Here is a 26759-nt window from a genome sequence, read left to right as displayed (position 1 = left end):
GGTAGTCCGGGACGAAACGGTCGGTTACTCGCGAGTAGAGCGACCGTTTCGTCCCGGACTACCCCACCTCAGCCGCTGTTGCCCGACACCGCGAGCGTGGCGCCGAGGCCGATCATCATGACCCCGCCGGTGGCGCCGAGCTTGTCGAGTCGCTCGGGCCGCCGGCCGAACCACTCCCGCGCCCGTCCGGCCGCGAACACCCAGCAGGAGTCGGACGCCACCGCGAGCACCGCGAAGAGGATCCCGAGCAGCACCAGCTGCGGCGCCGCGGGCGCGCCGTCGTCGACGAACTGCGGCAGGAACGCCACGAAGAAGACGATCGTCTTCGGGTTGGTGACGCCGACGGCGACGCCGGTGCGGACGGCGCCCCAGCCCGAGGTCGTACGCCGGGCGGCGACCCGCTCCTCGAGTGCGACCCGTGCGTCGGCGCGGTGCCGGATGGCCTGGACGCCGAGGTAGAGGACGTACGCCGCGCCGACCAGCTTGAGCGCGGTGAATGCGGTCGCGGAGGCGGCGACGACCGCGCCCAGCCCGGCCGCGACCGCGAGCACCTGCACCAGCAGCCCCAGCCCGTTGCCGACGACGGAGAGCACCGCGTCGCGCCGGCCGACGGTGAGCGCGCGGCCGATCGCGAAGAGCAGGCTCGGGCCGGGGATCTCGATCAGCACGATCGAGGTGACGACGAAGACGAGCAGCTGGCTGAGGGAGGGCACGACGCGATTCTGCGGGCACCGGGCCCGGCCGCGCACCCCCATTCCGCTCCTGGGCGACCCCGGCGGGCGGCTCAGGCGGGGACCGTCGACTCCTCGACCCGGCCGCCGTCGGCCGGGGGCGCGGCCGGCTCACCGGCGGCAGCCGCACGGCGGCGTACGTCGGCGTCTGCCCACATCTGCGGCAGCGCGGCCGGCCAGATCTCCTCGTCGGTCCTGAGGAGCTCGTCGCGCGACCACCAGCGGTGCTGGGCGAGGGTGAGCTTCTCCTCCTCGGTGTGACCGGCGTCGGAGACCTCGAACGCCGGTACCCAGCAGGCGAAGAAGACGTCCTCCTGGTCGATGACCACGTCGGTGTAGCCGTGGACGACCTGTCGCGCCATGATCGGCCCGAGCAGCGCGCCCGGCTCGAGCTCCAGCCCGGTCTCCTCGCCGACCTCCCGCACCGCCGCCTCGAGGTCGCTCTCGCCGGGGTCGATGCCGCCGCCCGGGGTCATCCACCAGTGCCGTCCCGGCATCCCCGGATCGCTGTCGGCGAAGAGCAGGATCCGGTCGCGGTCGTCGACGACGAGGACGCGCGCCGTACGCCGGGTCCGACGCGGTCGCTCCTCCGGCGGCACCGGCACGAACGTCCGCACCGAGGTCGGATCGGCCTCCTGCGCGGCGCGGAGTCGCGCCACCTGGTCGGGGCTGAGGTCCTTCACGCCTGCCATTGAACCGGACGGCTGGAGACCGACCCGCCGGAGGTTGTCAGGGGAAATCCGATGTTGTGGGGTGTTCAGATGGCCGACAAGGTCAGGTTTCCCCGGCCGGCCGGGGAAACCTGGGGTCCCGCCACCCCGCTCACCCCCGCTCACCCCCGCTCGACGACGGCGGCGACGTCGGGCGCCGGGGTGCCGTCGTACGCCTCCCGGGCGAGCCCGGCGACGTACCTCCCGATGAGCAGGCTCGAGGTGGCAGCCGGTGACGGGGCGTTGAGGACGTGCACGGCGCGTGGCGAGGTCTTGATGACGAAGTCGTCGACGAGGCGGCCCTGGTCGTCGACGGCCTGGGCGCGTACGCCGGCGCCGGCGCGGCGCAGGTCGGAGCCGTGGACCCCCGGGAGCATGCGGCGTACGTCGGCGACCAGCAACGGCTTGGTGAGCGAGCGCATGACTTCGCGGGCCCCGTCGCGCCAGTAGGAGCGGGCGAGCCTCCGCATCCCGGGGTCGCGCCACCAGGCGGAGATGGTCGAGGCGTCGACGTCGCGCCAGCGGTAGCCGGTGCGGGAGAACGCCGGCACCGCGTTCGGGCCCACGTGGACGGTCCCGTCGACACCGGGCGTGACGTGGACGCCGAGGAACGGCAGCTCGGGGTCGGGCACCGGGTAGATCGGCCGGTGGACGGTGGTGCCGGCGTGCTGGGCGAGCGCGGAGTACTCGCCGCGGAACGGCTGCACCCTGACCCCCGGGTCGGTGCCGCACATCCGCGCGACCCGGTCGGAGAAGAGCCCGGCGCAGTTGACGACCACCGCGGCGTCGTACTCCCCCTCCGTCGTGTGTACGACGGCGCCGCGTGGGTGCGGGTCGACGGCCGTCACCCGTGCCCCGAGGCGCAGGGCGACGCCGGCGAGGGCCAGGTCGTCGGCGTACGCCGTGGTGACCGCGGCGAAGTCGGTGATCGCGGTGTCGCGGATGTCGAGCGCGGCGATCGCGGCGACGTCGGGCTCGAGCTCGCGGACCTCCGCACCGCTGATCTCGCGCAGGGTCACGCCGTTGGCGCGGCCGCGCCGGGCGAGCTCGGCCATCGGGGCCAGCTGCGACTCGGCGGTCGCGACCACGAGCTTGCCGCGCCGCTCGACCGGCAGTCCCTGCTTCTCGCAGTACTCGATGACGAGCTCGCCGCCATGCCGCGCGAGTCGGGCCTTGAGAGACCCGGGTGGGTAGTAGAGACCGCTGTGGACCACGTTGCTGTTGTGGCCGGACTGGTGGGCGCCCCAGCGGTCCTCCGCCTCGAGCACCGTGACGGGCGCGTCGGGCAGCACCTCGGTGAGCGCCCGGGCGGTCGCGAGGCCGACGATCCCGCCGCCGATGACGACGATCTCGCGCGCGGATCCGGATGAGGGCATGGCCCCATCCTCTCCCGCCCGCGCGGACGCGCGCGGCCGGACTCCCGGCTCCTACCCCGAACGGGGGACGGCCTACTCCGCCTCGGCCACCGCCTCGTCCCCCGGCTCGCCGGTCACGTCGTGGGCGGCGAGGTCCTCGAGGTCGAGGCCGCCGAGCGGCTCGCTCTGCCAGCGCACGAGGGTCCAGCCGTCGTCGGGCGAGCCCTCGAGTACGGCGAGGCCGGTGTTCATGAGCCGCTGCTCGATGGCGTGCTCGGGGCCGACGTTGACGGCCCGGGTCGCCGTCCAGAGCCGGATGGCGGCGCCGTGGCTGACCGCCACGACGGTGTCGTCGGGGTGGGCCGCGTGGATGTCGCGGATCGCGGCGTCGTACCTCTCGAAGAAGGCGTGCCCGTCCGGCCCGCCCGGCATCGCGTGGCCGAGGTCGCCGTGGGCCCACCGGCCGAGGCTGTCGACGTACGCCTTCACCGACTCCTTCTCGGTGTGCATCTCGAGGTCGCCGGCGGCGATCTCCTCGAGCCCCTCCACGACACGGACCTCCAGCCCGCGGGCGGCCGCGAGCGGTGCCGCGGTGAGCTGGGTCCGCACGAGCACCGAGGCGTAGACCGCGGCGATCTCCTCCTCGGCGAGGGCCACCGGGATCGCGCCCGCCTGCGCCTCGCCGAGCGGGGTGAGGCCGGCTCCGGGCCGGGCGGTGTCGAGCGCGCCGGCGACGTTGTTGGGGGTCTGGCCGTGGCGGATCAGCAGGAGTCTCATCGGCCCCCATCTTGTCAGTCCCGGGGTTGTCCCACCCCGGCGCTAGAGTCCGTTCCGGACGCTCCCCTTCCGGTTCAGAGGATTCTCCATGGCGTACGACGAGAGCCCGACCGCCCGCGCGCTGATGGCGCTCGAGCTGATCTCGGCGGTGCCCGGCATCACCGCCGAGCGACTCGGCGACAAGCTCGGCGTGACCGAGCGGGCCGCGCGCCGCTACGTCGGGATCCTGCGCGAGGCCGGACTGCCGGTCGTCTCCGTCCGCGGGCCGTACGGCGGCTACCGCCTCGGCCGCGGCGTCCGCACGCCGCCGCTGATGTTCACGACGGCGGAGGCGCTCGGCCTGGTGATGGCGGTGCTCGACGGCCACCACGACATCGCCGACCCGACCCACCCCGTCGGCAGCGCCATCGGGAAGATCACCCGGGTCCTGCCGGAGTCGGTGGCCCGCACCGTCGAGGCGGTCCGGCGGGTCACCTCGGCCGCGCCCGACCGCTCGGCGGCCCGCCCCGACACCGACATCACGACCGCGCTGGTGCAGGCCTGCGTCGCCGGGCGCCGGGTCCGGCTGGGCTACCTCACCCGGCCCGACCGCGAGCGCGAGATGCTGGTGGACCCGTGGGCGGTGGTCGTGCGCCACGCGAAGTGGTACCTCCTGTGCTGGTCCCACACCGTCGACGCCCGGCGGGTCCTGCGCGTGGACCGGGTGGCCTCGGTCGACGTGCTCGAGGAGTCGTTCGAGCCGCCCGCGATCGACCCGGTGTCCACGGTCGAGGAGCACCTCGGCGAGGGCTGGACCTACGCCGTCGAGGCGCTCTTCGACGGCCCGCTCGACCGGGTGGCCCGCTGCCTCCCGCGCCACGTCGGCCGGCTCGAGGAGACCGAGGACGGGCGGACCCGGCTGGTCGGCAGCACCGACTCGCCGGACTCCTACGCCGAGTGGCTGGCCCTCTCACCCGTGCCGTTCCGGGTGACCGCCGGCGACGAGGTCCGGGAGGCCGTCGCGCAGCTCGGCCGGCGGCTGCTCGCGGCCGGCGCCGACGCCGGCGTCCCTCAGCCGCGGAGGGAGGCCGGCAGGGTCTCGTAGCCGCGGAGGATGCGGGTCGGCCGCCGGGTGGCGCCGGGCCTGAGCGCGAGGTCGGGGAAGCGGTCGAAGAGGGTGCGCAGACCGATCTCGCCCTCCATCCGGGCCAGCGAGGCGCCGAGGCAGTAGTGCCGCCCCGACGAGAAGGACACGTGGTCGCGGGCGTTCTCGCGGGTGACGTCGAACCGTCCGGGGTCGGCGAAGACGTCCGGGTCTCGGTTAGCGGCCGCGAGGACGGTCGTGACGACGGCGCCCGCCGGGATGCGTACGCCGGCCAGCTCGGTCTCCCGCTCGGCGACACGGCCGGTCAGCAGGACCGGCGGGTCGAAGCGGAGCGCCTCGTCGACGGCGTTGCCCCACAGCTCGGGCCGCTCGCGCAGCAGGGCGAGCTGGTCGGGGTGCTCGCAGAGCAGCGCGATGCCGTTGCTGAGCAGGTTGACAGTGGTCTCGAAGCCGGCGGCCAGCACGAGGCCGGCGGTCGCCTTGAGCTCGAGCTCGGACAGCCCGCCCTCCTCGTCGCGTACGGCGATGAGCTGGCTCAGGAGGTTGTCGCCCGGCTGGCGGCGCAGGTCCTCGAGGTGGTCGGTCAGCCAGGCGTCGAACTCGTGCAGCGACGCCTCCACGTCCCGGAACTGCCGCCACGACAGTCCCAGGTCGAGGCTGGCCGCGGCTCCGGCGCCGAGCTCCAGGATCCTGGTCCGCTCCGCCGTCGGGACGCCGAGGATCTCCGAGATGACGGTGACGGGGAGCAGGCCGCAGTAGGCCTCGACCAGGTCGACGGGGTCCCTCGGGTCGATGGCGTCGAGCAGCTCGTCGGCGACCTGCTGGGCGCGCTCGCGCAGCCCCTCGACCGCACGGGCCGTGAAGACCCGGGTGACAAGCTTGCGGTAGCGGGTGTGGTCGGGCGGCTCGGTCACCAGGAGCGACGGCGGCTCCACCGGGCTGAACAGCTCGGTGGCGGCCCACCCGTAGAGCCGGTCGGTCCACCCGCCCGCACCGGTGCCGATCCCGGTGCGGAAGTCGCTGCCGCCGAGCACGTCGCGTACGAGCGGGTGGGATCCGCTCATGTAGCTGAACGCGCCCTTCACGACCGGCCCGCGCCGGCGCAGCTCGTCGAAGTGCGGGACGACGTCGAACGTGTGCGACCCGGTCGACGTCATGATCAGCCGGCCCTGCAGGTCGTCCTTCCGGTCGGCCTTGCGGATCACCAGGCGCGGCAGGCCGTGGCCGAGGCCCCAGCGGACGAACGGCTTGACCCTCTCCTCGACGCGTCTGCCCACCGCGCGGTCCGGTCGCGGCAGTCCGCGCGTGGGAGAGAGCTTCACCATCGACATCCCAGGGCACCTTCCGTGATCGGGCTCACCTCCCGCACAGTACGACGTCGGCCCGTGGGATGACAGGGCTAACTGACTGTCGGGTCAGATCGGTCGCCGGGCCTCAGCGGCGCTCGTGCTCGGGCCGGCGATGCTCGGCGGCCGGGGACTCCTCGCGGGGTGCGGGGATCTCGATCCGGCGGCTCTCCGCGCGGAGGGCCTGCCGGCGGGCACGGTCCTGTCGGTCGAACGCGCCGGCGGCACCGGCGATCCCGACTCCCATGACGACGACCACCATGACGGTCGTCGCGACGAACCAGATCAGATATCCAGCGGACGACATGCGGGTCACCTCCACTGCCGGTCTACCACCGGACCGGCGCCCCGGACAGGGACCTTCTACCTCTGCGGCTACCGGTGTCTGCCGCTGGCGGGGTCCCGGTCGGTGACGCAGAGGACCGGCCCGGCGGGCGGGTCGAGGACCGTCCAGTCGTCGCCGACACCGGCGTCGCGGGCCCCGAGCGCGGCCAGCCGGGCGACCTCCGCGGCGCGGTCGTCCGAGGCGACGTCGACGTGGCCGCGGGCCACCGGCTCGTCCTCGTCGAGCCGCTGGACGAGCACCTGGACCGGCCCGGGCACGTCCAGCCGGCGGAACTCGGAGCCGGTCGTGTCGAGCACCTCGACGCCGAGCAGCGCCGCCCAGAAGGCGCACTCCGCGTCGTACGCCGCCGGCGGGACGTCGAGGCAGAGCTGGTCGGCCAGCGAGCGGTGCCCGTCCGGCCACACAGAAGGGCCGGCCGGCTCCGCCAGCCGCTCACGGACGAGGCAGAACGGGAAGCCGGCCGGCGAGCGCAGCACCGCGTGGCCCGGCCGGGCGACCAGCCGGGCGCCGAGCCCCTCGGCCCGGGCCAGGGCTGCGTCGAGGTCGTCGACGTGGATGTCGAGGTGGACGCCGGACGGCCCCGCGTCGAGGCGCTGGACCCGCAGGTGCGGGTCGCCGGCCGGCGGCACGAGGGTTGCGAACTCGCCGTGCTCGCCCCGCGCCTGGGAGACCGGCCAGCCGGTGACGCCCTCCCAGAAGGCGAGACCGGCGGCGTGCTCCTCCGGCGCGAGGTCGAGGTAGATCGTCAGCCACTCCGGGTCCACGGCCCCGAGCCTGCCACGGAGCGGGTGAGCGATCATGTGACGTCGCGGCGGCGTACGAGGGCGAGGGCGACCAGCGGCGCCACGACCAGGTAGACGACCACGGTGACCAGCGCCCGGGTGGTGTCGACGGTGTCGATGACGCCCGGGTTGTCACCCGTCGTGCCGGTGATGCCGCCGACGAGCGAGCCGGCGTTCGTGCCCGGCAGCAGCTTCGCGAAGGCCTCGACCGCACCGAGCGAGGCACCGACGCCGCGCAGCAGGTTCTCGACCACGAGCGCCCAGACCAGCGCCAGGCCGACCGAGACGGCGGGGCCGCGGGCGAGCACACCGAGCAGGTAGCCGATCAGCGCCCACATCTCCATGACCAGGAAGGCGACGCCCGTCATCTTCGCGAGGTCGCCGAGGGCCGGCCACACCACGTCGTGGGACTGCAGGGCGGCGACGCCGAGCGACATCGCGAGGTCGCAGGCCAGGGTGACGAGCACGACCCCGGCCACGACGACGGTCAGCGACGTGAGGGAGCCCACCGCGGTCGCCGTACGCGACGGGCCCTGGGTGTACGCCGTCTTCCAGGTCCCCCAGCCGAAGCCGCTGCCGGCCAGGAGGGCGCCGAGCACCATCATGAGCGCACCGCCGAACAGCGGCATGCCCTGGACCAGGTGGTCGGGCACGCCCTGCGGGAGGATGCCTGCGAGCAGTTCCGCGCGGCTCTGCCCCTCGTTGGAGAAGCTCTCGTCGCCGCTGGCATAGGTGACGTAGTCGAAGACGTAGCCGAACAGCGCGTTGAGGAACAGCCACGCGCCGATCACGATCCACACCGCCGACCAGCGCCGCGCACGGAGCAGGTCGGCGCGGGTCGCGCGCAGGACAGGGGTCGTCGTACTCATCGGACTGCCTCCAGGGTCTTGTCAGCGGTCATCTCGAAGAAGACCTCCTCGAGGGTCCGCTCGGTCTGGGTGATCTCGTGGACGTCGACGCCCTCGGCGACGAGGGCGCGGACGAGGTCGGGTACGCCGTCGTCACCGACCTCGAGGAGCAGGGCATCGCCGTCGTCGGAGCGCTCGACGCGTACGCCGTCGTCGCCGGCCGCCCGCATCGCGACGGCGAGGGCGCGGTCGAGCGGGCCGGCCACGACCCGCAGCCGCCGCCCGCCGCGCAGCTCGGCGACGGTCGACTCGGTGAGGAGGCGACCGCCGGCGATGACGCCGACGCGGTCGCAGATCTCCTCGACCTCGGCCAGCAGGTGGCTCGAGAGGAGCACCGCCTGGCCGCCGCGGGCGAGGTCGGTGACCAGCGCCCGCATGTCGGCCATGCCGCCGGGGTCGAGGCCGTTGGTCGGCTCGTCGAGCACGATCAGCTCCGGGTCGCCCAGCAGCGCTGCGGCGACGCCGAGGCGCTGCTTCATGCCGAGCGAGTAGGCCTTGAACCGGTCCCGGGAGCGGCCGCCGAGGCCGACCCGGTCGAGGGCCTCGTCGACGGCGGTGTCCGACAGGCCCTGCATCCGTGCGAGCACCTGCAGGTTCGCCCGGCCGGTCAGGTAGGGGAAGAAGCCGGGTCCCTCGATGAGGGCCCCGGTCCGGGCGGTCACGTCCGCGGCGCCGGCCGGTCGGCCGAGCACCGAGGCGGACCCGGATGTCGGCCGGATCAGGCCGAGCACCATCCGCAGCGTGGTCGTCTTGCCGGCTCCGTTGGGTCCCAGGAAGCCGTACACCTCACCCCGCCGCACCGTCATGCTCACCGCGTCGACGGCCAGCCGGTCGCCGTACCGCTTGGTCAGGTCGTGGGTCTGCACCACCAGCTCGGGTGCGCCGTCGACCGTGTCGTGTGCGTTCATGCCGACCACCCTCCTCGGGCCGCGGCCGGAGCGCGTCCGCGGCGGGGAGGCCGCGGCGTACGCCGTCCTGCGTACGCCGGCCACGCGCCGCGCCGTACGCCCGGGGGCGCGCGGGGACCTAGATTCGTCACCGTGAGAGTCGAGGAGTGGCTGCGTCTGCACTGGTGGGTGCTCGTGCTGCTCGCGATCACCCTCGCGGGCACGCTCGGCCGCGAGACCGGCCACCCGCCGGTAGCGGCGGCGCTCGCCGGCGTCGCGGTGCTCGCCCTGCTCCTGCGCGCCGAGCGGCCCGAGGCGACGGTGCTCGTCAACGCGGCCGCGACGGGGGCCTACTTCGGGCTCGAGTACGCCGCCGGGCCGGTCTACCTGAGCATCTTCTTCGCCGCCTACGCGCTCGCTGTCCGGTGCCCGGCCGCCCGCTGGTGGCCCTACGTCCTGGCGTACGCCGTGCCGGTCGCGGGCATGGCGGGGCACTGGGCCGCGGACCACGCGAGCTCGACCACGGTGACGCTGAGGTCGAGCTGGTTCCTCGCGCTGCTGGCGGCCTCCCTGGCGGTCGGCAGCGCGATGCGCGGCCGGGGCGAGACCCGGCGGGAGCGGGCCGCGCGGGCGGCGACCGAGGAGCGGCTGCGGATGGCGGAGGACCTCCACGACGGCGTCGGCCACGGGCTCGCCGTCATCGCGATGCAGGCCGGGGTGGCGCTCCACGTCCTGGAGAAGGACCCCTCGGCCGTCCGCGCCTCGCTCGAGGCGATCCGCGACACGAGCAGGGAGTCCCTCGAGGTGCTGCGCTCGTCGTTGAGCCGGCTGGCGCCGTCCGGGGCCGCCGAGGCCGCGCCGCGCTCGCCGCGGCACGGGCTCGACGACCTCGACGTGCTCCTCGCCCGCGTGCGCGCCGGCGGGCTCGACGTCACCGCCGACATCGACCCCGGCCTGGCCGCGGGCGCGTCAGGCGAGGTCGGCGAGACGGCGTACGCCGTCGTCCAGGAGGCGCTCACCAACGTGCTCCGCCACGCGGCTGCCTCGACTGCGCAGGTCCGCCTCGGAGAGGACGGCGGCGGGCTGCTGGTCGGCGTCCGCGACGACGGGCGGGGTGGAGCCGTGGACGGTCGGTCCGCCGGCGAGCACGGCAGCGGGCTCGGCATCCCGGGCATGCGCGCCCGGGTCGAGCGGCTGGGCGGCACGCTCGAGGCGGGCCCGGTCGACAGCGGGTTCGCCGTACGCGCCTGGATCCCCCTGGACGGAGCGCAGCGATGAGCGCGCCGATGAGTGCGCCGATCCGCGTCGCGGTCATCGACGACCAGGCGCTCGTGCGCACCGGGCTGCGCACGCTCATCGGCGCCGAGGACGATCTCGAGCTGGTCGGCGAGGCCGGCGACGGCGCGTCCGGGCTGCGGCTGATCCGGACCTACAAGCCGGACGTCGTCCTCTGCGACATCCGGATGCCCGGCACGGACGGGCTCGCGCTGCTCGCGGAGGTCACCGCCGAGGAGGCGCTCTCCGGCGTACGCGTGGTGATGCTGACGACCTTCGAGCTCGACGAGTACGTCTTCGAGGCTCTCCGCTCGGGCGCCAGCGGCTTCCTGCTCAAGGACGCCGAGCCCTCCGCCCTGCTCGACGCGGTCCGGGTCGTCGCCGACGGCGGCTCGCTGCTGGCGCCGTCGGTGACGCGCCGGGTGATCGAGCACTTCGGCAAGGCGCGTGCGCCGGCCGAGCCCCATCCGCTGCTCGACCAGCTCACCGACCGCGAGCGCGAGATCGTCGGCTGGGTCGCCACCGGCCTGTCCAACCAGGAGATCGCCGGACGGCTCTACCTCAGCCCCGACACCGTCCGTACCCACGTCAGCCGGGCGATGCTCAAGCTCGGCGCCCGCGACCGCGCCCAGCTCGCCGTCATCGGGATCCGCTCCGGTCTCGAGCCCGACGACGGTTGAGTCGCCAGTTCTGGTCGGTCGAGTCGCCACTTGTGGCGCGTCGAGTCGTCAGTTCCGGCGCGCCGGCTCGCCGTCGACGCGCGCCTGCTCGAGGTAGTCGGCGAGCGTACGCCTGCTGGCCGTCAGGCAGGCGATCTTGTCGTCGAGCGTGGCGAGCTCGCCCTCGAGCTGCTCGGCGAAGTCGCGGCTGCACTGCCGTGTCCAGGTCGGCTCGCGCATCTCCAGGACGATCCGCACCAGCCGCGTGGGTACGCCGGCGGAGATCAGGCTCCTGATCTGGTGGACCAGCTCGACGTCACCGTCGGCGTACTCCCGGTAGCCGTTGTCCCGTCGCTCGGGCCGCAGCAGGCCCTGGCCCTCGTAGTAGCGGAGCATCCGGGCGGGTACGCCGGTCCGCTCCGCGAGGTCGCCGATCCTCAATCCACACCGCCTGACCATCGGGCTTGACCTTCACACTGATGTCAATCCTTACCGTCGAGGAGTGACTGATCAAGCGCTGTGCGAGGTCCCCGCCTGCGGACCCACGACGACCGCGCGGACGACCGCGACGACGCCGTTCCCGTGGCCGGCGATCCTGGCCCTCACGGGCGGGACCTTCCTCACCGTCACCGCGGAGATGCTCCCCGCGGGGCTCCTCCTCGACATCGCCGCCGACCTCGGCGTGAGCTCCGGCGCCGTCGGGCTGCTGGTCACGGTCTGGGGCCTGGCGATCGCCGTCGTCAGCCTGCCGCTGGCGCGGGCCACGTCCCGGCTCGACCAGCGGGTGCTGCTCGCCGGCAGTCTCGCGGTGACGGGTACGGCGACCGTGCTGACCGCCCTCGCGCCGTCGTACCCCCTCCTCGTCGGCGCCCGTCTCCTGGCCGCCGCGGCCCACGGGCTGTTCTGGGCGCTGGTGGTGGTCGCGGGTACGTCGCTGGTGCGGCCCGGCCAGGTCGAGCGAGCGGTCGCCGTCATGGTCGCCGGACCCACCGTCGCGGCCGTCGTCGCGATCCCGGCCGCCACCGCGCTCGGCGAGGCCGTCGGCTGGCGGGTCGCGTTCGGCCTCGTCGGCCTGCTCACCGTCGTCGGCGGGGCGCTCGTCGTCGCGGCGCTGCCGGCGATGGCGCCACCGCCTCGGCCGGAGCCGGCCCGCCGCGACGCCTCGGTGCGCCGGGTCGTCGCGGTCGCGCTGCTCGGGGCGCTGCTGCTGGTGGCCCACTTCCTGGCCTACACCTTCGTCGCGCCGCTCCTCACCGGCCCCGGCGGCCTGTCGCGGGGCCAGGTCAGCCTCGCGCTGCTCGTCTTCGGGAGCACCGGGGTGCTCGGCCTCGTCGCCGCCCCGTGGCTCGTACGCCGGGTCCCGGCGGCCTCCCTGCCGATCTCGGGCGCCGGGCTCGCGCTCGCGCTGCTCGCCGTACGCGCGTCCGGCGGGGCCGATGCGCTCGTCCTCGCCGCCGTCGGCGCCTGGGGCGTGGTGATCGGTGCCGTTCCGGTGGTGTTCCAGACCCGGCTGCTCGCGCTGGCGTCCGAGCGGTTCCGGCCCACCGCGGGGGCGGTGATCGTGGTCGCCTTCAACCTCGGCGTGGCCTCGGGCGGCGCGGCGGGCAGCGGCCTCCACGACGTGTACGGCGCCGGCCCGCTGCCGCTCTTCGGAGCCGTCCTCGCCATGGTCGCCGCCGCAGCGCTCGCGGTGGTCGGCCGGGAGGGGCGACGCCGGTCGGGGGGCTGACGCCCTTACCTCCGAGGGAATCGACGGTGCCACGTAGCGCGGCCCACGATCGTCGGCGTCACACCACCACCGACGAAGGAGCCATCGATGTCCGATCTGCGCGACCGCTACCTCGACTGCTGGAACGCCACCGACCCCGAGGTCCGTGCCGACCTGATCGTGCGCACCTGGGCCCCCGACGCGACGTACGTCGACCCGCTCGTCGACGTCGCGGGGTTCGACGCCCTCACGGCGACGATCGGGGCCGTGCACGAGCAGTTCCCCGGCTTCGTCTTCACCCCGGTCGGTGAGGTGGACGCCCACCACGGCGTCGCCCGCTTCGGCTGGGGACTCGGCCCCGAGGGCGGCGAGCCGCTCGTGGTCGGGTTCGACGTCGTGAGCACCGACGGCGAGGGCCGGATCAGCTCCGTGGTCGGATTCCTCGACAAGGTGCCGGCATGAGCCCGCTCGCCGGGCGGCCGCCGGTCACCGGCAGACTGGGGCCATGGCCGAGCTGAGCCCCGACGAGCCGCGTCCCGTCGAGCCCGAGCGGCATGTCGTCGCCCGGGCCGACGGGACCACCTTCGCCGTCACCCACCGTCCGGGGCCTGCCGGCGCGCCGGTCGTCCTCGTCGTACCCGCGATGGGCATGCCGGCCGGCTACTACGGCAAGCTCCTCACCGCGCTGGCCGACGCCGGGCTCGGGGCGGCGGTCATGGAGCAGCGCGGCCACGAGGCGGCCGGCGGCAGCCGCCCCGGCTGGCGGCACGACTTCGGCTACGCCGATCTCGTCGACGACATCGGCCAGGCGGTCGACCTGCTCGGCGAGGTCGCACCGGCCGCGCCGGCGTACCTCCTCGGGCACAGCCTCGGCGGCCAGGTGGGCAGCGTGTACGCCGCGACCAACCCCGACCGGCTCGCCGGTCTCGCCCTCGTGGCGGCGGGGTCGGTGCACTGGCGCCCGTGGGGCGCCGGCTTCCTGGCGATGAGCCAGGGCATGGGGCTGCTGGCGCGGGTGGTCGGCCACTTCCCCGGCACACGGGTCGGCTTCGCGGGCCGCGAGGCGCGCGGAGTGATGACCGACTGGGCCCGGTTCGCCCGCACCGGCCGGCTGCGGTTCGGGAGTCCTCCCGTCGACCACGGCCCGGCGCTGCGACGGCTTACGATGCCGCTGCTCGCCGTCTCGATCGAGGGCGACGGCCTCGCGCCCCGCCGGTCCGTCGACGGGCTGGCCGCGATGATGCCGTCGGCCGATCTCACCCGGATCCACCTCGACGTCGACGGCATCGACCACTTCCGCTGGGCGCGCTCGCCCGAGGCGGTGGTCGCGACCCTGACCGACTGGCTCGGATAGGTGGTCGCTCCAACTGGCATAGGGCCGACCGGGAGGCGGCGGACCACGCTCACGACCGCCGACCACGGGCCCGTCGAGGGTGCTATGCCAGTCGGGACGACCGGCTAGTAGGTGATGGTCCCGAGCGCCGCGGCCCGCGTCGTCAGGTCGGCGTGCAGGCCGCCGAACGCGGGCGAGACCGGCAGCAGCCGCTTGTCGACCTTGGTCAGGGAGCTGAAGTTGGTGTCGACCACGTTGGCGAGCGGTGCCTCGGAGATCTGGGTGAGCAGCTGGTAGGCGTCGAGCGGGTCGAGGCCGTGGAGGTCGCCGAGCCAGCCGATCATCTCGACCTGTCCGGCCTTCCAGGCGTTCTCGAGCGGCCGCGCGGAGCCGACCGTCATCAGGTGGGTGTCGCTCTCCAGCCGCGGCCAGCCCGGTCCGCCGCCCTTGACGAGATCGACGATCACGGTGACGTTCATGGCGCCCTCGACGGCGGTGCCGCACGATTCGCCCTCGCCCTGCCGGTAGTGCCCGTCGCCGAGCGAGAAGAGCGCTCCCTCGACGTTCACACCGAAGTACGCCGTCGTACCGGCCCTCATGTCGGGCGTGTCCATGTTGCCGCCGAAGTAGTCGGGCACCAGCGACGTACGCACCTCCCGCTGGGCGGGCGCCACGCCGACGGTGCCAAGCATCGGGCTGGCGGGCAGCGCGACCGAGAACTCGCTCGCCTGGGCCTCGAACGCCACCGTGTCCGTGGCGCTGTCGTACTGGTAGATCCAGGTCCGCTCCTCCAGCGCCGGCTGCAGCGTCGGGTCCAGCGGCGTGCTCGTGAGGCCGCCGAAGAACGGGATGGTCGAGGACGCGCCCCAGTCGCGCGCGGGCGTGAGGTCGACGATGTGGACGGCGAGGGTGTCGCCCGGCTCCGCGCCCTCGACCCAGAACGGCCCGGTCTGCGGGTTGAGGCCGGCGGCGTTCGCGAGCGCGACGCTGGGGAGGTCCTTGGTGGAGGAGACGAGGCCGCCGTACGCGTCCTGGGTCCAGAGCGTCAGCACCGTCCCCGGTTCGATCCGCATCACCGGCTCCGCGCCACCGAAGGTGTAGGCGAGCTGGTCAGGGCCTGGGCGGAACTCCACGGTGCTCATGTGCCGCGATTGTGTCGGCTCCGTGTTTCGTCGTCGCGACGACCCGCGAGCGATGATCGAGGAATGGACGAGGCGGAGATCCGGGAGCGACTGGAGGCCGAGCGGGACCGGTGGCTACGCCGGCGCGCCGAGCACACCGGCGACCTGCGGGGCTTCGTCGACGCCTCCCGCGACACGAACGCCGACGACGAGCACGACCCCGAGGGCGCGACCATCGCCTTCGAGCGCTCCCAGGTCGCCACGCTCGTCCGCGACGCCGACGCGCACCTGCGCGAGGTGGACGCGGCGCTCGCCCGGCTGGCGGACGGGACATACGGCGTCTGCGAGCGGTGCGGCTCGCCTATCGCTCCCGGGCGGCTCGAGGCGAGGCCGGCGGCGCGCACCTGTGTCGCCTGTGCGGGCTGACCGCGGCGTGCCGGCCAGGTCGGCTGTGCACCCGGCCGACGGGCTCAGGCGCTGTCGGTCGCGGGATCCGGCGTGACGAGCAGCCCCGGCAGCTCGGCGAGGTCGTCGATCTCCTGACCCGCCCAGTCGAGGTCCGGGTCGTCGACGCCGCCGAGGTCCTCGCCGCTGGGCCGGAAGCGGATGGCGCGCATCCGCAGCGCCTCGGCGCCGGTGAGCTCGCGGCTGCCGCCGTCACCGACGTACACGCACTCGGCCGGCGTCACCCGCAGCCCCGTCATCGCCACCCGGTAGGCGCCGGCGGCCGGCTTGCGCAGCCCGGTGACACAGGAGAACGACGTGGTCTCGACGTACCCCGCGAGCGGGCTGTCCGGCCAGATCGCCGGCGTCTCCGCGGTGCAGTCGGTGACCAGCCCGATCCGGTAGCCCTCCGCCCGCAGCTCCCGCAGCGCCGGCAGCGCCCAGGTGCCGGCGTGCAGCGAGAGGGTGAAGTCGAGCCTGCGCTGCGCGGCCGCCGCGACGTCGTACGCCGCCGGCTCGGCGCCGAGTCTGCGCGCGAGGGTGCGGATCGTCTCCCCGAGATCACCGAGGCGCCCGCGCACCCGGTCGTCGAAGGTGGCGGCGTACAGCTCCACGAACGCCTGGGGGTCGACCCCCAGGTCGGCGGCCATCGCGTGTGACACCGCGTCCCGCTCGGCCCGGCTGCCGCCGGGCACGAGGGTGTTGAAGAGGTCGAAGAGCACCGCGCGAGGCGTGGTCACGCGCTCATCATGGCGCACCCGGGCGGGGTACTCCGGGACGAGACGGTCGTTCTACTCGCGAGTAACCGACCGTTTCGTCCCGGACTACCCCAGCGCCGCGAGCCGCCGGTTGAGATACCGCTGCTCGGGCGCACTCCGAGTGAGCCGGGCGGCGAGGGCGTAGTGCTCGCGCGCGCCGTCGCGGTCGCCGAGCTGCTCGAGGAGATGGGCGAGGACGGCGTGGGCCCGGTGGTGGCGCTGCATCGCCGGGTGCTCGAGCAGGTCGCGGACGATGGCGACGCCGTGGTCCGGCCCGAGCGTCATCGCGACAGCGACCGCCCGGTTGAGCGTCACCGCCGGTGACGGCGCGACCTGGTGCAGCATCCCGTAGAGCAGGCAGATCTGCAGCCAGTCGGTGTCGGCGTACGTCGGTGCCTCGGCGTGGACCGCCGCGATGGCGGCCTGCAGCTGGTAGCGGCCGACGTGCCCGTGCGGCAGGACGCGCTCGAGCAGCGACGTGCCCTCCGCGATGAGGTCGGGATCCCAGCGGCTGCGGTCCTGCTCGTCGAGCGGGACCAGGTCGCCGGCGTCGTCGATGCGCGCCGGCGCGCGGGCGTGGGTGAGCAGCATGAGCGCGAGCGCGCCGGTGACCTCGTCGTTGTCGGGGCACGCGGCGCGCAGCAGGCGGGTCAGCCGGATCGCCTCCTCGGCCAGCTCGACGCCGACGAGCTCCTCACCGGCGGTGCGGGTGTGGCCCTCGTTGAAGACCAGGTGGCAGACGTCGAGGACTGACGCGACCCGGTCGGGAAACTCGTCCGGCGTCGGGGGCGCGAACGGTGTGTCCCGGAGCGCGTCGCGCAGCGTCGCCCGTGCCCGGGAGAGCCGCTGCCCCATCGTCGAGGCGGGCACGAGGTAGGCCGCCGCGATCTCCTCCGTCGTCAGCCCTGCGACGCAGCGCAGCGTCAGGGCGACCTGCGAGGACCGGCTCAGGCTCCCGTGGCAGCAGAGCAGCAGCAGCTGCATCGAGTCGTCGTACGCCGACGTGCCGTCGGCCTCCTCGACCGGATCGTCGAGCCGCCGGGCGATCGCGTCCGCTGTCTCCCGGCGCGCCCGGGCCGAGCCGCCGCGGTGCTGGTCGATCAGCCTGCGCCGTGCGACCCGGATCAGCCATGCCCGTGGGTCGGCCGGCACGCCGTCGTACTCCCACTGCTGGGCAGCGGCGAGCAGCGCCTCCTGGGCGGCGTCCTCGCAGTCGGCGAGGTCGGGATGCGTGCGGAGCAGCGCGCCGAGGACGTGGGCGGACTCCCGCCGCCACACGTCCCCCAGCACGCCGTCGGTCATCGCGTCACATCTCCATGACCGGCCGCAGCTCGACCGTCTCGCCGGGGCCGTTGAACCTCGCGGCCACCTGCTCGGCACGCTCTTGCGAGTCGACGTCGATGAGGAAGAAGCCGGCGAGGTGCTCCTTGGCCTCTGAGTACGGACCGTCGGTGACGACCTGCTCACCCGCCTCCCAGCGGTAGAGCTTCGAGGACGTCGGGTCGGCGAGCGCCTGCGCGGTCACCCACTCGCCGTTGGCCTGCATCTCTTCGAGGACCTCCTCGAAGGCGGCCCCGAGCCGGTCCCTCTGCTCCTGCGGCAGGGCCTGGAACTCGGGGATGTAGTCGCTCGTCGGGTGCCCCCACGGCTGCGGGTTGGAGTGGATGAGGATGACGTACTTCATGACTGCCTCCGGTGTCGTGTGGTGGACAGCGGTACGTCGGAGCCGGCCCCGGCGTGTTCGACATTTTCGCAAGGGTTCCTTCAGCGCGGCACGGCAGGATGCCAGTCGTGCCCTCTCCTGCTCCGCCACCGCGGCTCGGCGCCTGGCGGTTCATCGCCGTGTTCGGCGTCGTCAGCCTGTTGATGGACTGGGTCTACGAGGGCGCGCGGTCGGTGACCGGTCCGCTTCTGGCGAGCCTCGGGGCGTCCGGTGCCGTGGTGGGCGTCGTCACCGGCGCCGGCGAGGCCGCGGCGCTCGGACTGCGCCTCGTGTCGGGGCCGCTGGCCGACCGTACGCAGCGGTTCTGGGCGTGGACCATCGGCGGCTACCTCCTCACGGCGGTCTCGGTGCCGGTGCTCGGCCTGTCCGGGGTCCTCTGGGTCGCCTGCGCGCTCGTCGTCGCCGAGCGGGTCGGCAAGGCGGTCCGCTCGCCCGCCAAGGACACCCTGGTCTCCCACGCCACCGCGGTCACCGGCCGCGGCAAGGGGTTCGCCGTCTCCGAGGCGCTCGACCAGATCGGGGCGCTCCTAGGACCGCTGACCGTGGCCGGTGTGCTCGCGCTCAGCCGCGACGACTACGCTCCGGCGCTCGGCGTGCTCGCCGCACCCGCGGTCGCGGCGATCGTGCTGCTGCTGTGGCTTCGCGCGCGGGTGCGGGAGCCCGCGGCGTACGAGACGGCGCCCTCGGACGCGCAGGCGGCGCCCTCACCCCCGGCGGAGGGGCGGCTGCCGCGCGCCTTCTGGGTGTACGCCGCCTTCACGGCCGCCACCACGGCCGGCTTCGCCACGTTCGGGCTGGTCTCGTTCCACCTCGTCGAGCAGGACCTTCTGCCGACCGCGGCGGTGCCGCTGGTGTACGCCGCCGCGATGGTCGCCGACGCGCTCGCCGCCCTCGCGACCGGCTGGGTCTACGACCGGGTCGGGCCGCGGGTGCTGGCCGCCCTGCCCGTGCTGTCGGCCGCGACCGCGCTCCTCGCCTTCACCGGATCGACCGCGGTCGCGGTCGTCGGCGCACTGGTCTGGGGCTGCGCCACCGGGATCCAGGAGTCGACGCTGCGCGCCAACGTCGCGGACCTGGTGCCGGTGGGTCGCCGGGCGACGGCGTACGGCATCTATGCGGGGGTCATCGGCGGCGCCTCGCTCGCGGGTGGTGCGCTGCTGGGTGCGCTGTACGACGTCTCGGTCGGCCTGCTCGCCGGCGTCGCGGTCGCGATCCAGGTGGCCGCGCTCGGCCTGCTCGCGGCCTCGCGTCTACGTGCGTGAGCGCGATGCGTGGTCGGCGTACGCCGCCGCGAACCGCTCGATCGTCGCGAGACAGACGTCGACCGGCTGGAAGCCGCCGCCGGAGAGGGTGTGGAGCCAGGAGCCGAGGCCGAAGACGGGCGTACGCCGGTAGAGGTCCCACGCGTCCGGCTCATCACCCCCGCGCTCGGCCAGGTAGAGCGCGAGCAGGTCGCGCTCGTGCACCCGGCGGTCGGCGACGCTGAGACCGGAGACGACGAAGTAGCCGACGTCGTGCACCCAGCTCCCCGACCTGACCAGCTGCCAGTCGTAGAAGCCGGTCGTGCCGTCGGGCAGCGCATAGGTGTTGCCGGGGTGCGGGTCGCCGTGGAGCAGCGTCTGCGGCCCGGCCGCCGCCACCGCCGGCCAGGCCCGGAAGCCCCGGTCGATCGCGGCGACGGTGTCCGGGAGGAGGTCGGCGTGGCCGAGCGCCCGCAGCCTCCGCCGCGCATTAGCCAGGCTGGCACCGGACACGGGCGCCCACGCGCGAGGCAGCCGCCAGGGCCTCACGAACGCCGGCAGTGGTCGCTCCCGGTAGGTCGCGTGCAGCCGCGCCAGCCCGCGCAGCCCGCTCGCCACCTGGTCGAGCGTGAGCGGTGTGATCGCGCTGTGCGGCCGGGCGTCACGCAGGGTCACGTCCTCCATGACCGTGACCGCGGCCAGCCGGCGGCGATCGACCGCGGCGGCGTAGAACGTCGGGCGCTCCAGGGGGAGCTCGGCGTCGGCCAGTGCCAGGTCGGCCTCGGCCTCCCGTGCGCCGAGTGCGGTCAGTGCGAGCCGGTTCAGCAGGCTGCCCTCCCGCTTCACGAAGACCCGCTCCGGGCCCGCCCCGGCGGCGTAGGTCAGCCGCACGTGCGCCCGGTCGTTGGTGCCGTGGGCCACCCCGCCGACGTACGCCTCCTTCACGACGGCGCCCGGGAACGACCGTGACAGCGCCTCGGTAAGCCACGCCGGCGTCAGCTCCTCCCAGGACCTCGGCGCGCGCAGCACGCAGCGATCATGCCGCAGGATGGTCGGCATGGCCGCCCCGACGATCCGCCGCGCCACCGCCGAGGACGCGGAGGCGTGTCACGACCTCGTCCAGCGGGCGTACGCCGTCCACCTCCCGCGGATGTCGGTCCGGCCGGCGCCGATGGACGCCGACTACACCGAGGTCATCGCGGCGGACGAGGTGTGGGTGGCGTACGCCGGCGGCCGGCTCGCCGGGGTGCTGGTGCTCGCGCCCGGCGCCGACCACGTGCTGGTCGAGAACGTCGCGGTCGACCCCGACCATCAGGGCACCGGGCTCGGGCGGCGGCTGCTCGGGCTGGCCGAGGAGCGCGCAGCGGCGCTCGGCCTCCCCGTCCTCCGGCTCTTCACCCACGTCACGATGGTCGAGAACCAGCGGCTCTACGAGCGGGTCGGCTACGTCGAGACCCGTCGCAGCACCGAGGGTCCCTGGTCGCGCGTGTACTACGAGAAGCGGCTCTGAGCCGGAGCTGCGCGGACCGGGTGGGCTGCCGCTCTGTGCACAGATGTCCGGATTCGGCGCGAGACTGTCGGTGGTCGCGGCTAGCTTTGGGAACACCAGATCGAAACCGGTCTCGTGGTCGAGGAGGTGTGTCATGACCGAGCTGACGCCGGTGCCGGCGGTGCTCGCCTCGGTGCGGCACGCCCGCCGCGAGATCGCCCGCGCCAGCCACCTCACCGGACTGTTCCCGCGGCCCGACGAGGTCGAGGCGACACTGCGGGAGCTGGCCGCCCTCGAGGCCCAGACCACCGCGCTCCGGCTGCGGGTGATGGCGTCGGCCGGGCCGGTCGCCGAGCAGACCGGCGCCCGCGACATCGGCACCTGGTGGGCCGACGCCCTGCGCGCCGACCACCGCGCCGCGCGCGCCGACCTCAAGCTCGCCAAAGCACTCGACCGCTACGTGGTGCTGGCCGCCGCGCTGGCCGACGGCACCGTCTCGGTCGACCAGGCCCGCGTGATCGCCCGAGCCCTCCAGGCGCTGCCCGACGACCTCACCCCCGGCGATGTCGCGAAGGCCGAGCAGGTGATGGTCGAGGAGGCCGCACGGCTCGACCCGGCCCGGCTCCGCAGGGTCGGGGCCCACCTGCTCGAGGTCCTCGACCCCCACCGCGCCGAGGAGGTCCTCGGCAAGAGACTCCTCGCCCAGGAGGAGAGAGCCCACCGGCGGACCTCCCTGACCATCACCGACCCCGGCGACGGGACGATGTTCCTGCGAGCCCGGCTGCCCAGGGCCACCGGGGTCCGGTTGAGGACCTACCTCGACGCCTTCACCCAACCCCGCCTCGCCCAGTTCGCCGAACGCGGCAAGACGATCCCCTACGACCGGCTCCTCGGCCACGCGTTCGGGCAGATGCTCGAGCGGATCGACCCCGACCGGCTCCCGCACCACGGCGGCGACACCACCACCCTCATCGTCACAATCCCGGTCGACCAGCTGACCAGCGAGCTCGGCACCGCCTCACGGGCAGACGGAGGAGAGATCTCCGCGGCCGAGGCCCGCCGACTCGCCTGCCAGGCCGGCATCATCCCCGCCGTCCTCAACACCCACAGCGAGGTCCTCGACCTCGGCCGCAAGACCCGGCTCTTCACCCCAGCCCAACGCAAAGCCCTCCGAATCAGATACCCGACCTGCGCGGTCGACGGCTGCGAGGTCCCCGCCCCCTGGACCGACGCCCACCACCTCCACCCCTGGGCAGACGGCGGCGGCACGGACATGAACAACGCCGTGCTCTTCTGCCGACACCACCACCGACTCGCCCACAACCCCAACTACGCCCTCACAAGACACCCCGACGGCAGCATCAGACTCCACCGACGGACGTGAGAGCCGACCGGAGCGCGGACCGGCGAGGCGGCCGGCTACCGCACGCGAGCGGGCGGCGCGAACGTGCCGAGCTGCGCGATGTCGAAGCCGCTCGGATAGGAGCGGATGCGGTGCATGGTGCGGACGTACTTCGGCTTCCGCCGCGGCGGGAGGAGGCGTACGACGCGGGCCCGCGCCCGCAGCGCGGCGGCGGAGACCGCCCGGGCGCGCGGGCCCGGCTCGTCGAACCGGAACGCCGCGAGCAGCGGCTCGTCCATGATCGCCCGGCTGAACACCTCGACCAGGCGGCGGCCGGGTCGCGGGTAGAACGTGGTGAGCAGGTGGAGCGTCGAGTCGGCCACCCGCCGCGCGCCCGGGTCGAAGGCGAAGTGCTCCCGCTCATAGGCATCCGTGAAGTCCGAGAACGCCTCGAAGCTCTCCGGGATCTCCTTGATCCCCATATGCCGGCCGAGGTCCTGGTAGTAGCGCACCGAGGCGACCACCTCGGCATCGGTGAGCGGCCGCCAGCCGTAGTCGTCGAGCCAGCGCTTCGGGACGACCACGAACGTCGCCAGCACGTAGCGCAGGTCGTCGTTCGAGATGTCGTACCTGTGGTGCATCTGGTTGATCCGCCGCACCGCCGCGCGTCCCTCCGGGCTCTCCGTGCCCTCGACCAGCGGCACCTCGAGGAGCAGCGCGGTGTCGTCGTACCGCTTCTGGGTGCGGCGCTCGAACTCGCCGGTCTCGTCCAGCAGCCGGCCGATGCTGGGGACGGCGTAGGTCCGGAAGAGGGCGAAGCTCAGCGACTGGTTGAGGTCCCAGGGGAACTCGTAGAGCGCGAGGTTGCGGTAGATCGACTTGTAGTCGACCTCGGGGTCGAGTCCGGCGCTCCGGCTGCCCTTGCCCATGCCTCGGCATCATGCCCCACCCGTCCCGTCGACGACACCCGCTCTTCACCGTCGCGTCCTCCCCGGCTCCGACGACCGCCGCTAGCCTGACGAGGCAGCTACGACGAGGAGAGGACACGCATGCTCAGGACACACCGCACCCTGGGGATCACCGCCGCGACCGCGGCCGTCGCCGCGACATTGGCGACCGGCCTGACGGGACTGGGGCTCGCCGGTCCGGCGGCCGCCCGTACGGCGCACCCCGACCGGTCTACCACCTGCCCGCCCTCGGCCTCGGCGGTGAGCTACAGCGACGCGCTGGACAAGAAGATCGTCGACGGCGCGGAGATCGGCGGGCTGTCCGACATCGCCTACGACCCGCGCACCCGCAGCTACGTCTCGAGCGTCGACAACCACGCCGACGACCCCTCGAGGCTCTGGTTCTACCGCGACCTGTCCGACCCCACCATCGTCGGCGATCCGCTGGTCCTGAAGAAGCCCGACGGGACGCCGTACGACGGCGAGACGGCCGACGACGAGGGACTCGGGGTCCTGCCGAACGGCGACTTCGTGGTCAGCTCCGAGGTCGAGCCGTCGATCCGGATCTTCGGGCACGACGGTGTCCAGAAGGCCTCGCTCCCGGTGCCCGCCCGGTTCGCGGTCGAGCCGGCGGGCGAGTCCACCGGAAACGCCACGTTCGAGGGGCTCACCGTCGGCAGGGGAGGCCGGCAGATCGTCGTCTCGATGGAGGGCACGCTCTCGGGCGACACCGGTGACGGCACCTTCCGGCGGCTGCTGGTCTACAGCAAGAGCCACGGCGGCTACCGGCTCACCAGGCAGGTCGCCTACCGGGTCGACGACGGGATGCGGATCCCGGAGATCCAGGAGTACGCCCCCGGCAGGCTGCTCGTCATGGAGGCGTCGTGGAGCGAGGACGTCGGCAACGAGATCATGCTGTACGCCGTCGACCTCACCCGCGCACGCGACGTCAGCCGGATCACCGACCTCGCCACCGCGCCGCAGACAGTGATGCACAAGACGCTCGTCGCCGACGTGACCGCCTGCCCCGACCTCGGCGCCACGGCGAAGGAGACCCAGGCCAACCCGCTGATGGACAACTACGAGGGGATGACGACGAGGCCCCTCGGGCACGGGTCGTACGCCGTCACACTGCTGAGCGACGACAACTTCGGCGAGGCCCAGTGGACCCGGTTCCTGAACCTGGTGGCCCGGCTGCCCTGAGGGTGGTCAGACCCGGTCGAGGATCTCGGTCTTGATCTGCGCGATCCGGTCGGCGCGTTGGCCGCTGTCGGCGCCGAGGTTCCAGTCCGGGACGACGAACTCGTCGAAGCCGAGCTCGGCGTACGTCCCGACCTGGTCGACGAGCTGCTGGGTCGACCCGGTGATGACCGCCCGCCCGGTGGTGGTGCCGTCGAGGTCGACGAGCGCGTTGACCGAGGTGCGCAGCGTCGCCGGGTCCCGGCCGACCTTCTCGCAGGCGGCGAGGAGGTCGGCACGCCGGGCGGCGGCCTGCTCCGGATCGCCCCAGGTGTTCCACTCCTCGGCGTACCGCGCGGTGATCCGGAGCATCCTCGGGCCCCGGGTGCCGACCAGGATCGGCAGCGGCTGCTGCACCGGCTTCGGGTCGGCCGGCGCGTCGACGACCTGGAAGAACGCACCGTCGAAGGTGGTGTGGTCGTCGCGGAGCAGCGACCGCACGACCCGGATCGCCTCCTCGAACCGGCTCACCCGCAGTCCGGGCGGCCCGAGCTCGATGCCGTAGGCGTGATGCTCGTTGACCTGCCAGCCGGCCCCGATCCCGAGCACCATCCGGCCGCCGGAGAGGTGGTCGATCGTCGCGGCGCGCTTCGCGAGCACCGCCGGGTGGTGGACCGACGTCGGCGAGACCAGTGTCCCGATCCGGACCCGTTCGGTGACGGCGGCGATCGCGGGGAGCAGGCCCCAGCACTCGTAGGTGTCGCCGCGTGCCGGCATCTCGCTGCCGGTGTTGGGCATGTAGTGGTCGGCCAGCCACAGCCCGTGCCAGCCGGCGGCGTCGGCCGCCCGGGCCTCCTCGAGGACGTCGGCGGGAGCGCGGTCGTTGTCGGGCCAGAGCGAGAACCTCACGCTCAGACTGTAGAGGGACCCGGCATCACCACGGCACGGCGCCACGGCGGTCGATGAACGGCCCCGCGAGCACCTCCGCCGTGCACGCGGCGACGATCGCCTCGGCGCCCTCCTCGATCGTCTGGGTTCCGGTGAAGCCGTTGAGGCCGGTGGCGGTGTAGCCGGGGTCGACGGCGACGACGCGTACATCGGGGAGCGCCTTGGCGTACATCGTCGTCACCATGTTGAGCGCCGCCTTCGAGGACGGATAGACGATCCCCCAGATCGTCGACTCGACCCGGTCGGGGTCCGCCGTACGCCCGAAGGAGCCGAGGCCGCTGGACACCATCACGAGCCGCGGATCGTCCGACCGGCGGAGCAGCGGCAGGAAGGCGTGGCTGACCCGGACGGGACCGAGCAGGTTGACGGCGTACACCGGCAGGAAGTCGGCGGGCACCGTGTCCTGCGGACCGGCGTGGGTGCCGGCGATGCCGGCGTTGTTGACGAGGACGTCGAGCCCCGTGTCCGCCTCCGCGACGGTGGCTGCCGCCGCGGCGACCGACTCGTCGGAGGTGACGTCGAGCGTCAGGACGCGTACGTCGGCGGCCGGGTCGTCGACGCGGATCTTCTCGGCCACGTCGTGGCCGCGCGCGGCGTCGCGGGCGCCGAGCCAGACGGTCCAGCCGAGGGCGGCGAGGTGGTGGGTGGTCTCGAGGCCGAGGCCGCGGGTGGCCCCGGTGATCAGTGCAGTGGTCATGCCGCCACGCTGCCCGCGTCGGCAGCGGCGCGGGAGGCACGGGCTGTCGTGGTACCAGCGGTCCTACCCTGCCGCCGGGGCCGCGGGGGAGACTCGTGGGGTGAGCATCGACCGCGACGGCCTGGCCCGCTCGATCCGCCGTGCCCGCGAGCGGGTGCGGCCGGCCGACGTGGGGCTCCCGGCCGGGCTTCACCGTCGGGTCCCCGGCCTGCGTCGCGAGGAGCTCGCCCTGCTGGCCGGGATCAGCGTGGACTACGTCGTACGCCTCGAGCAGGGGCGCGGGCCGCAGCCCTCGGCGCAGGTGCTGACCGCGCTCGCCCGCGCGCTCCGGCTGGACCCGTCGGGGCGGGACGAGCTGTTCTACCTCGCCGGGGCGGCGCCACCGGCGCCGGGGACGATCGAGATGCACGTGCGCCCGAGCGTGCTGCGGCTCATCGACCGCTTCACCGACCTGCCTGCGGTCGTGATGAGCGCGAAGAGCGACATCCTGGCGTGGAACTCGATGTCGAGCGCGCTCAGCGGCGACTGGTCGGCCCTGCCGGTCGAGCGGCGCAACCTCGCCGTCCTGCGCTTCCTCCCCGACCCGGCCGACCCGCCGCGCAGCAGCGTGAGCAACACTCCGGAGGAGCGCCGGCGCACCGACGAGCAGACGGTGGCGAGCCTGCGCTCGGCGGTCGCCCGCTACCCCCACGACACCGACCTGACCCGGCTGATCAGGCGGCTCGTCACCGGGTCGGCCCTCTTCCGCGAGCTGTGGGACCAGGCGCCCGCCGGCGCGTGGCGCAGCCACAGCAAGACCCTCGTACACCCGAGCCTCGGGCCGCTCACCCTCGACTGCGACACGCTCCACGTCCCCGACGTGGACCAGGCCGTCGTCGTCTACTCCGCGCCGCCGGGCACGCGCGAAGCCGAGGCGCTCGCCCTGCTGCGCGTGGTCGGCACGCAGGACCTCGTGGCCGACTGACGACC

The 26759-nt window shown here is 73.9% G+C and carries 31 protein-coding genes; 13 read left to right on the top strand and 18 right to left on the bottom strand.

Features of this window, described 5'->3' with window-relative positions; translation table 11 throughout:
• Positions 1–68: 68 nt before the first annotated feature.
• The 4 genes from ABLE53_RS06290 to ABLE53_RS06275 all read right to left on the bottom strand — a co-directional run bounded on the left by ABLE53_RS06290 (position 69) and on the right by ABLE53_RS06275 (position 3573).
• The gene (locus tag ABLE53_RS06290; RefSeq protein ID WP_348857888.1) at positions 69–713 is read right to left on the bottom strand and encodes a LysE family translocator; all 645 of its coding nucleotides are present in this window, start codon (positions 711–713) and stop codon (positions 69–71) included.
• A 71-nt stretch (positions 714–784) separates the two neighbouring features.
• Positions 785–1414, bottom strand: coding sequence for an NUDIX hydrolase (locus ABLE53_RS06285; RefSeq protein ID WP_348857887.1), 630 nt, complete (start codon positions 1412–1414; stop codon positions 785–787).
• A 149-nt stretch (positions 1415–1563) separates the two neighbouring features.
• Complete coding sequence (gene lhgO, locus ABLE53_RS06280) at positions 1564–2817, bottom strand: L-2-hydroxyglutarate oxidase (RefSeq protein ID WP_348857886.1); 1254 nt, start codon at positions 2815–2817, stop codon at positions 1564–1566.
• Between the two features lie 72 nt (positions 2818–2889).
• A complete protein-coding gene (locus ABLE53_RS06275; protein WP_348857885.1) occupies positions 2890–3573 on the bottom strand; it encodes a histidine phosphatase family protein in 684 nt (227 codons plus the stop codon).
• An 88-nt stretch (positions 3574–3661) separates the two neighbouring features.
• Between ABLE53_RS06275 and ABLE53_RS06270 the strand changes: the two genes are divergently transcribed.
• On the top strand, positions 3662–4657 hold the full coding sequence (locus ABLE53_RS06270) for a helix-turn-helix transcriptional regulator (RefSeq protein WP_348857884.1): 996 nt from the start codon (positions 3662–3664) through the stop codon (positions 4655–4657).
• Here the strand turns inward: ABLE53_RS06270 and ABLE53_RS06265 are convergent.
• From ABLE53_RS06265 to ABLE53_RS06245, 5 genes are all read right to left on the bottom strand, one after another.
• A complete protein-coding gene (locus ABLE53_RS06265) occupies positions 4624–5988 on the bottom strand; it encodes a cytochrome P450 (RefSeq protein WP_348857883.1) in 1365 nt (454 codons plus the stop codon). The two genes, ABLE53_RS06270 and ABLE53_RS06265, sit on opposite strands and share 34 nt — an antisense overlap.
• Positions 5989–6091: 103 nt before the next feature.
• Complete coding sequence (locus tag ABLE53_RS06260; RefSeq protein ID WP_348857882.1) at positions 6092–6310, bottom strand: hypothetical protein; 219 nt, start codon at positions 6308–6310, stop codon at positions 6092–6094.
• Between the two features lie 68 nt (positions 6311–6378).
• A complete protein-coding gene (locus tag ABLE53_RS06255; protein ID WP_348857881.1) occupies positions 6379–7113 on the bottom strand; it encodes a VOC family protein in 735 nt (244 codons plus the stop codon).
• A gap of 32 nt (positions 7114–7145) precedes the next feature.
• Positions 7146–8000, bottom strand: coding sequence for an ABC transporter permease (locus ABLE53_RS06250; RefSeq protein WP_348857880.1), 855 nt, complete (start codon positions 7998–8000; stop codon positions 7146–7148).
• The gene (locus ABLE53_RS06245) at positions 7997–8947 is read right to left on the bottom strand and encodes an ATP-binding cassette domain-containing protein (RefSeq protein ID WP_348857879.1); all 951 of its coding nucleotides are present in this window, start codon (positions 8945–8947) and stop codon (positions 7997–7999) included. Before ABLE53_RS06245 ends, ABLE53_RS06250 begins: the two co-directional genes overlap by 4 nt.
• Here ABLE53_RS06245 and ABLE53_RS06240 point away from each other — a divergent pair.
• Genes ABLE53_RS06240 through ABLE53_RS06230 form a run of 3 tightly spaced genes read left to right on the top strand, consistent with a single transcriptional unit; the run spans position 8946 to position 10881 of the window.
• The gene (locus ABLE53_RS06240; protein ID WP_348857878.1) at positions 8946–9083 is read left to right on the top strand and encodes a hypothetical protein; all 138 of its coding nucleotides are present in this window, start codon (positions 8946–8948) and stop codon (positions 9081–9083) included. The two genes, ABLE53_RS06245 and ABLE53_RS06240, sit on opposite strands and share 2 nt — an antisense overlap.
• Complete coding sequence (locus tag ABLE53_RS06235) at positions 9080–10204, top strand: sensor histidine kinase (RefSeq protein WP_348857877.1); 1125 nt, start codon at positions 9080–9082, stop codon at positions 10202–10204. The genes ABLE53_RS06240 and ABLE53_RS06235 overlap by 4 nt, the downstream gene beginning before the upstream one ends.
• Before the next feature lie 8 nt (positions 10205–10212).
• Positions 10213–10881 (top strand): response regulator, encoded by a 669-nt coding sequence (locus ABLE53_RS06230; protein WP_348857876.1) that lies wholly within the window; start codon positions 10213–10215, stop codon positions 10879–10881.
• 48 nt (positions 10882–10929) lie between these two features.
• Here the strand turns inward: ABLE53_RS06230 and ABLE53_RS06225 are convergent, their stop codons facing one another.
• Positions 10930–11301 (bottom strand): MerR family transcriptional regulator, encoded by a 372-nt coding sequence (locus ABLE53_RS06225; RefSeq protein WP_348857875.1) that lies wholly within the window; start codon positions 11299–11301, stop codon positions 10930–10932.
• A gap of 61 nt (positions 11302–11362) precedes the next feature.
• On the opposite strand from ABLE53_RS06225, the gene ABLE53_RS06220 reads away from it, so the two are divergent.
• The 3 genes from ABLE53_RS06220 (at position 11363) to ABLE53_RS06210 (ending at position 13922) form a co-directional block, all read left to right on the top strand.
• On the top strand, positions 11363–12589 hold the full coding sequence (locus ABLE53_RS06220; RefSeq protein WP_348857874.1) for an MFS transporter: 1227 nt from the start codon (positions 11363–11365) through the stop codon (positions 12587–12589).
• Between the two features lie 87 nt (positions 12590–12676).
• Positions 12677–13030 (top strand): nuclear transport factor 2 family protein, encoded by a 354-nt coding sequence (locus ABLE53_RS06215; RefSeq protein WP_348857873.1) that lies wholly within the window; start codon positions 12677–12679, stop codon positions 13028–13030.
• A gap of 43 nt (positions 13031–13073) precedes the next feature.
• The gene (locus ABLE53_RS06210) at positions 13074–13922 is read left to right on the top strand and encodes an alpha/beta fold hydrolase (RefSeq protein WP_348857871.1); all 849 of its coding nucleotides are present in this window, start codon (positions 13074–13076) and stop codon (positions 13920–13922) included.
• Between the two features lie 104 nt (positions 13923–14026).
• Here ABLE53_RS06210 and ABLE53_RS06205 read toward each other — a convergent pair whose 3' ends face one another.
• Positions 14027–15043: an acetamidase/formamidase family protein gene (locus tag ABLE53_RS06205; protein ID WP_348857870.1), complete on the bottom strand. Its 1017-nt coding sequence runs from the start codon at positions 15041–15043 to the stop codon at positions 14027–14029.
• A 63-nt stretch (positions 15044–15106) separates the two neighbouring features.
• On the opposite strand from ABLE53_RS06205, the gene ABLE53_RS06200 reads away from it, so the two are divergent.
• Positions 15107–15448 (top strand): TraR/DksA family transcriptional regulator, encoded by a 342-nt coding sequence (locus ABLE53_RS06200; protein WP_348857868.1) that lies wholly within the window; start codon positions 15107–15109, stop codon positions 15446–15448.
• 44 nt (positions 15449–15492) lie between these two features.
• Here the strand turns inward: ABLE53_RS06200 and ABLE53_RS06195 are convergent, their stop codons facing one another.
• The 3 genes from ABLE53_RS06195 to ABLE53_RS06185 all read right to left on the bottom strand — a co-directional run bounded on the left by ABLE53_RS06195 (position 15493) and on the right by ABLE53_RS06185 (position 17908).
• Positions 15493–16206: an HAD family hydrolase gene (locus ABLE53_RS06195; protein ID WP_348857866.1), complete on the bottom strand. Its 714-nt coding sequence runs from the start codon at positions 16204–16206 to the stop codon at positions 15493–15495.
• 84 nt (positions 16207–16290) lie between these two features.
• Positions 16291–17526: an RNA polymerase sigma factor gene (locus tag ABLE53_RS06190; RefSeq protein ID WP_348857865.1), complete on the bottom strand. Its 1236-nt coding sequence runs from the start codon at positions 17524–17526 to the stop codon at positions 16291–16293.
• 4 nt (positions 17527–17530) lie between these two features.
• Positions 17531–17908: a YciI family protein gene (locus tag ABLE53_RS06185; protein ID WP_348857864.1), complete on the bottom strand. Its 378-nt coding sequence runs from the start codon at positions 17906–17908 to the stop codon at positions 17531–17533.
• Between the two features lie 107 nt (positions 17909–18015).
• On the opposite strand from ABLE53_RS06185, the gene ABLE53_RS06180 reads away from it, so the two are divergent.
• The gene (locus ABLE53_RS06180; protein WP_348857863.1) at positions 18016–19209 is read left to right on the top strand and encodes an MFS transporter; all 1194 of its coding nucleotides are present in this window, start codon (positions 18016–18018) and stop codon (positions 19207–19209) included.
• Here the strand turns inward: ABLE53_RS06180 and ABLE53_RS06175 are convergent.
• A complete protein-coding gene (locus ABLE53_RS06175; RefSeq protein WP_348857862.1) occupies positions 19198–20247 on the bottom strand; it encodes a phosphotransferase in 1050 nt (349 codons plus the stop codon). The genes ABLE53_RS06180 and ABLE53_RS06175 overlap by 12 nt on opposite strands.
• Between ABLE53_RS06175 and ABLE53_RS06170 the strand changes: the two genes are divergently transcribed.
• Both ABLE53_RS06170 and ABLE53_RS06165 read left to right on the top strand, forming a co-directional pair.
• Positions 20246–20698: a GNAT family N-acetyltransferase gene (locus tag ABLE53_RS06170; protein WP_348857861.1), complete on the top strand. Its 453-nt coding sequence runs from the start codon at positions 20246–20248 to the stop codon at positions 20696–20698. The genes ABLE53_RS06175 and ABLE53_RS06170 overlap by 2 nt on opposite strands.
• A gap of 133 nt (positions 20699–20831) precedes the next feature.
• Positions 20832–22061 (top strand): HNH endonuclease signature motif containing protein, encoded by a 1230-nt coding sequence (locus ABLE53_RS06165; RefSeq protein WP_348857860.1) that lies wholly within the window; start codon positions 20832–20834, stop codon positions 22059–22061.
• 35 nt (positions 22062–22096) lie between these two features.
• On the opposite strand, the gene ABLE53_RS06160 is transcribed toward ABLE53_RS06165, so the two are convergent.
• Positions 22097–22948, bottom strand: a complete 852-nt coding sequence (locus tag ABLE53_RS06160) for an oxygenase MpaB family protein (protein ID WP_348857859.1) — start codon at positions 22946–22948, stop codon at positions 22097–22099.
• 120 nt (positions 22949–23068) lie between these two features.
• On the opposite strand from ABLE53_RS06160, the gene ABLE53_RS06155 reads away from it, so the two are divergent.
• On the top strand, positions 23069–24169 hold the full coding sequence (locus ABLE53_RS06155) for an esterase-like activity of phytase family protein (protein ID WP_348857857.1): 1101 nt from the start codon (positions 23069–23071) through the stop codon (positions 24167–24169).
• A gap of 6 nt (positions 24170–24175) precedes the next feature.
• Here the strand turns inward: ABLE53_RS06155 and ABLE53_RS06150 are convergent, their stop codons facing one another.
• A complete protein-coding gene (locus ABLE53_RS06150) occupies positions 24176–25054 on the bottom strand; it encodes an LLM class flavin-dependent oxidoreductase (protein WP_348857856.1) in 879 nt (292 codons plus the stop codon).
• A gap of 25 nt (positions 25055–25079) precedes the next feature.
• Positions 25080–25790, bottom strand: a complete 711-nt coding sequence (locus ABLE53_RS06145; RefSeq protein ID WP_348857855.1) for an SDR family NAD(P)-dependent oxidoreductase — start codon at positions 25788–25790, stop codon at positions 25080–25082.
• A 100-nt stretch (positions 25791–25890) separates the two neighbouring features.
• Here ABLE53_RS06145 and ABLE53_RS06140 point away from each other — a divergent pair, with 100 nt between their 5' ends.
• On the top strand, positions 25891–26754 hold the full coding sequence (locus tag ABLE53_RS06140) for a helix-turn-helix domain-containing protein (protein ID WP_348857854.1): 864 nt from the start codon (positions 25891–25893) through the stop codon (positions 26752–26754).
• Positions 26755–26759: the final 5 nt, after the last annotated feature.

This window comes from Nocardioides asiaticus (assembly GCF_040049175.1).
Lineage (GTDB): Bacteria > Actinomycetota > Actinomycetes > Propionibacteriales > Nocardioidaceae > Nocardioides > Nocardioides cheoyonin.
The sequence above is the reverse complement of the archived record's forward strand: the minus strand, read 5'-3'. Positions and strand labels throughout refer to the sequence as shown.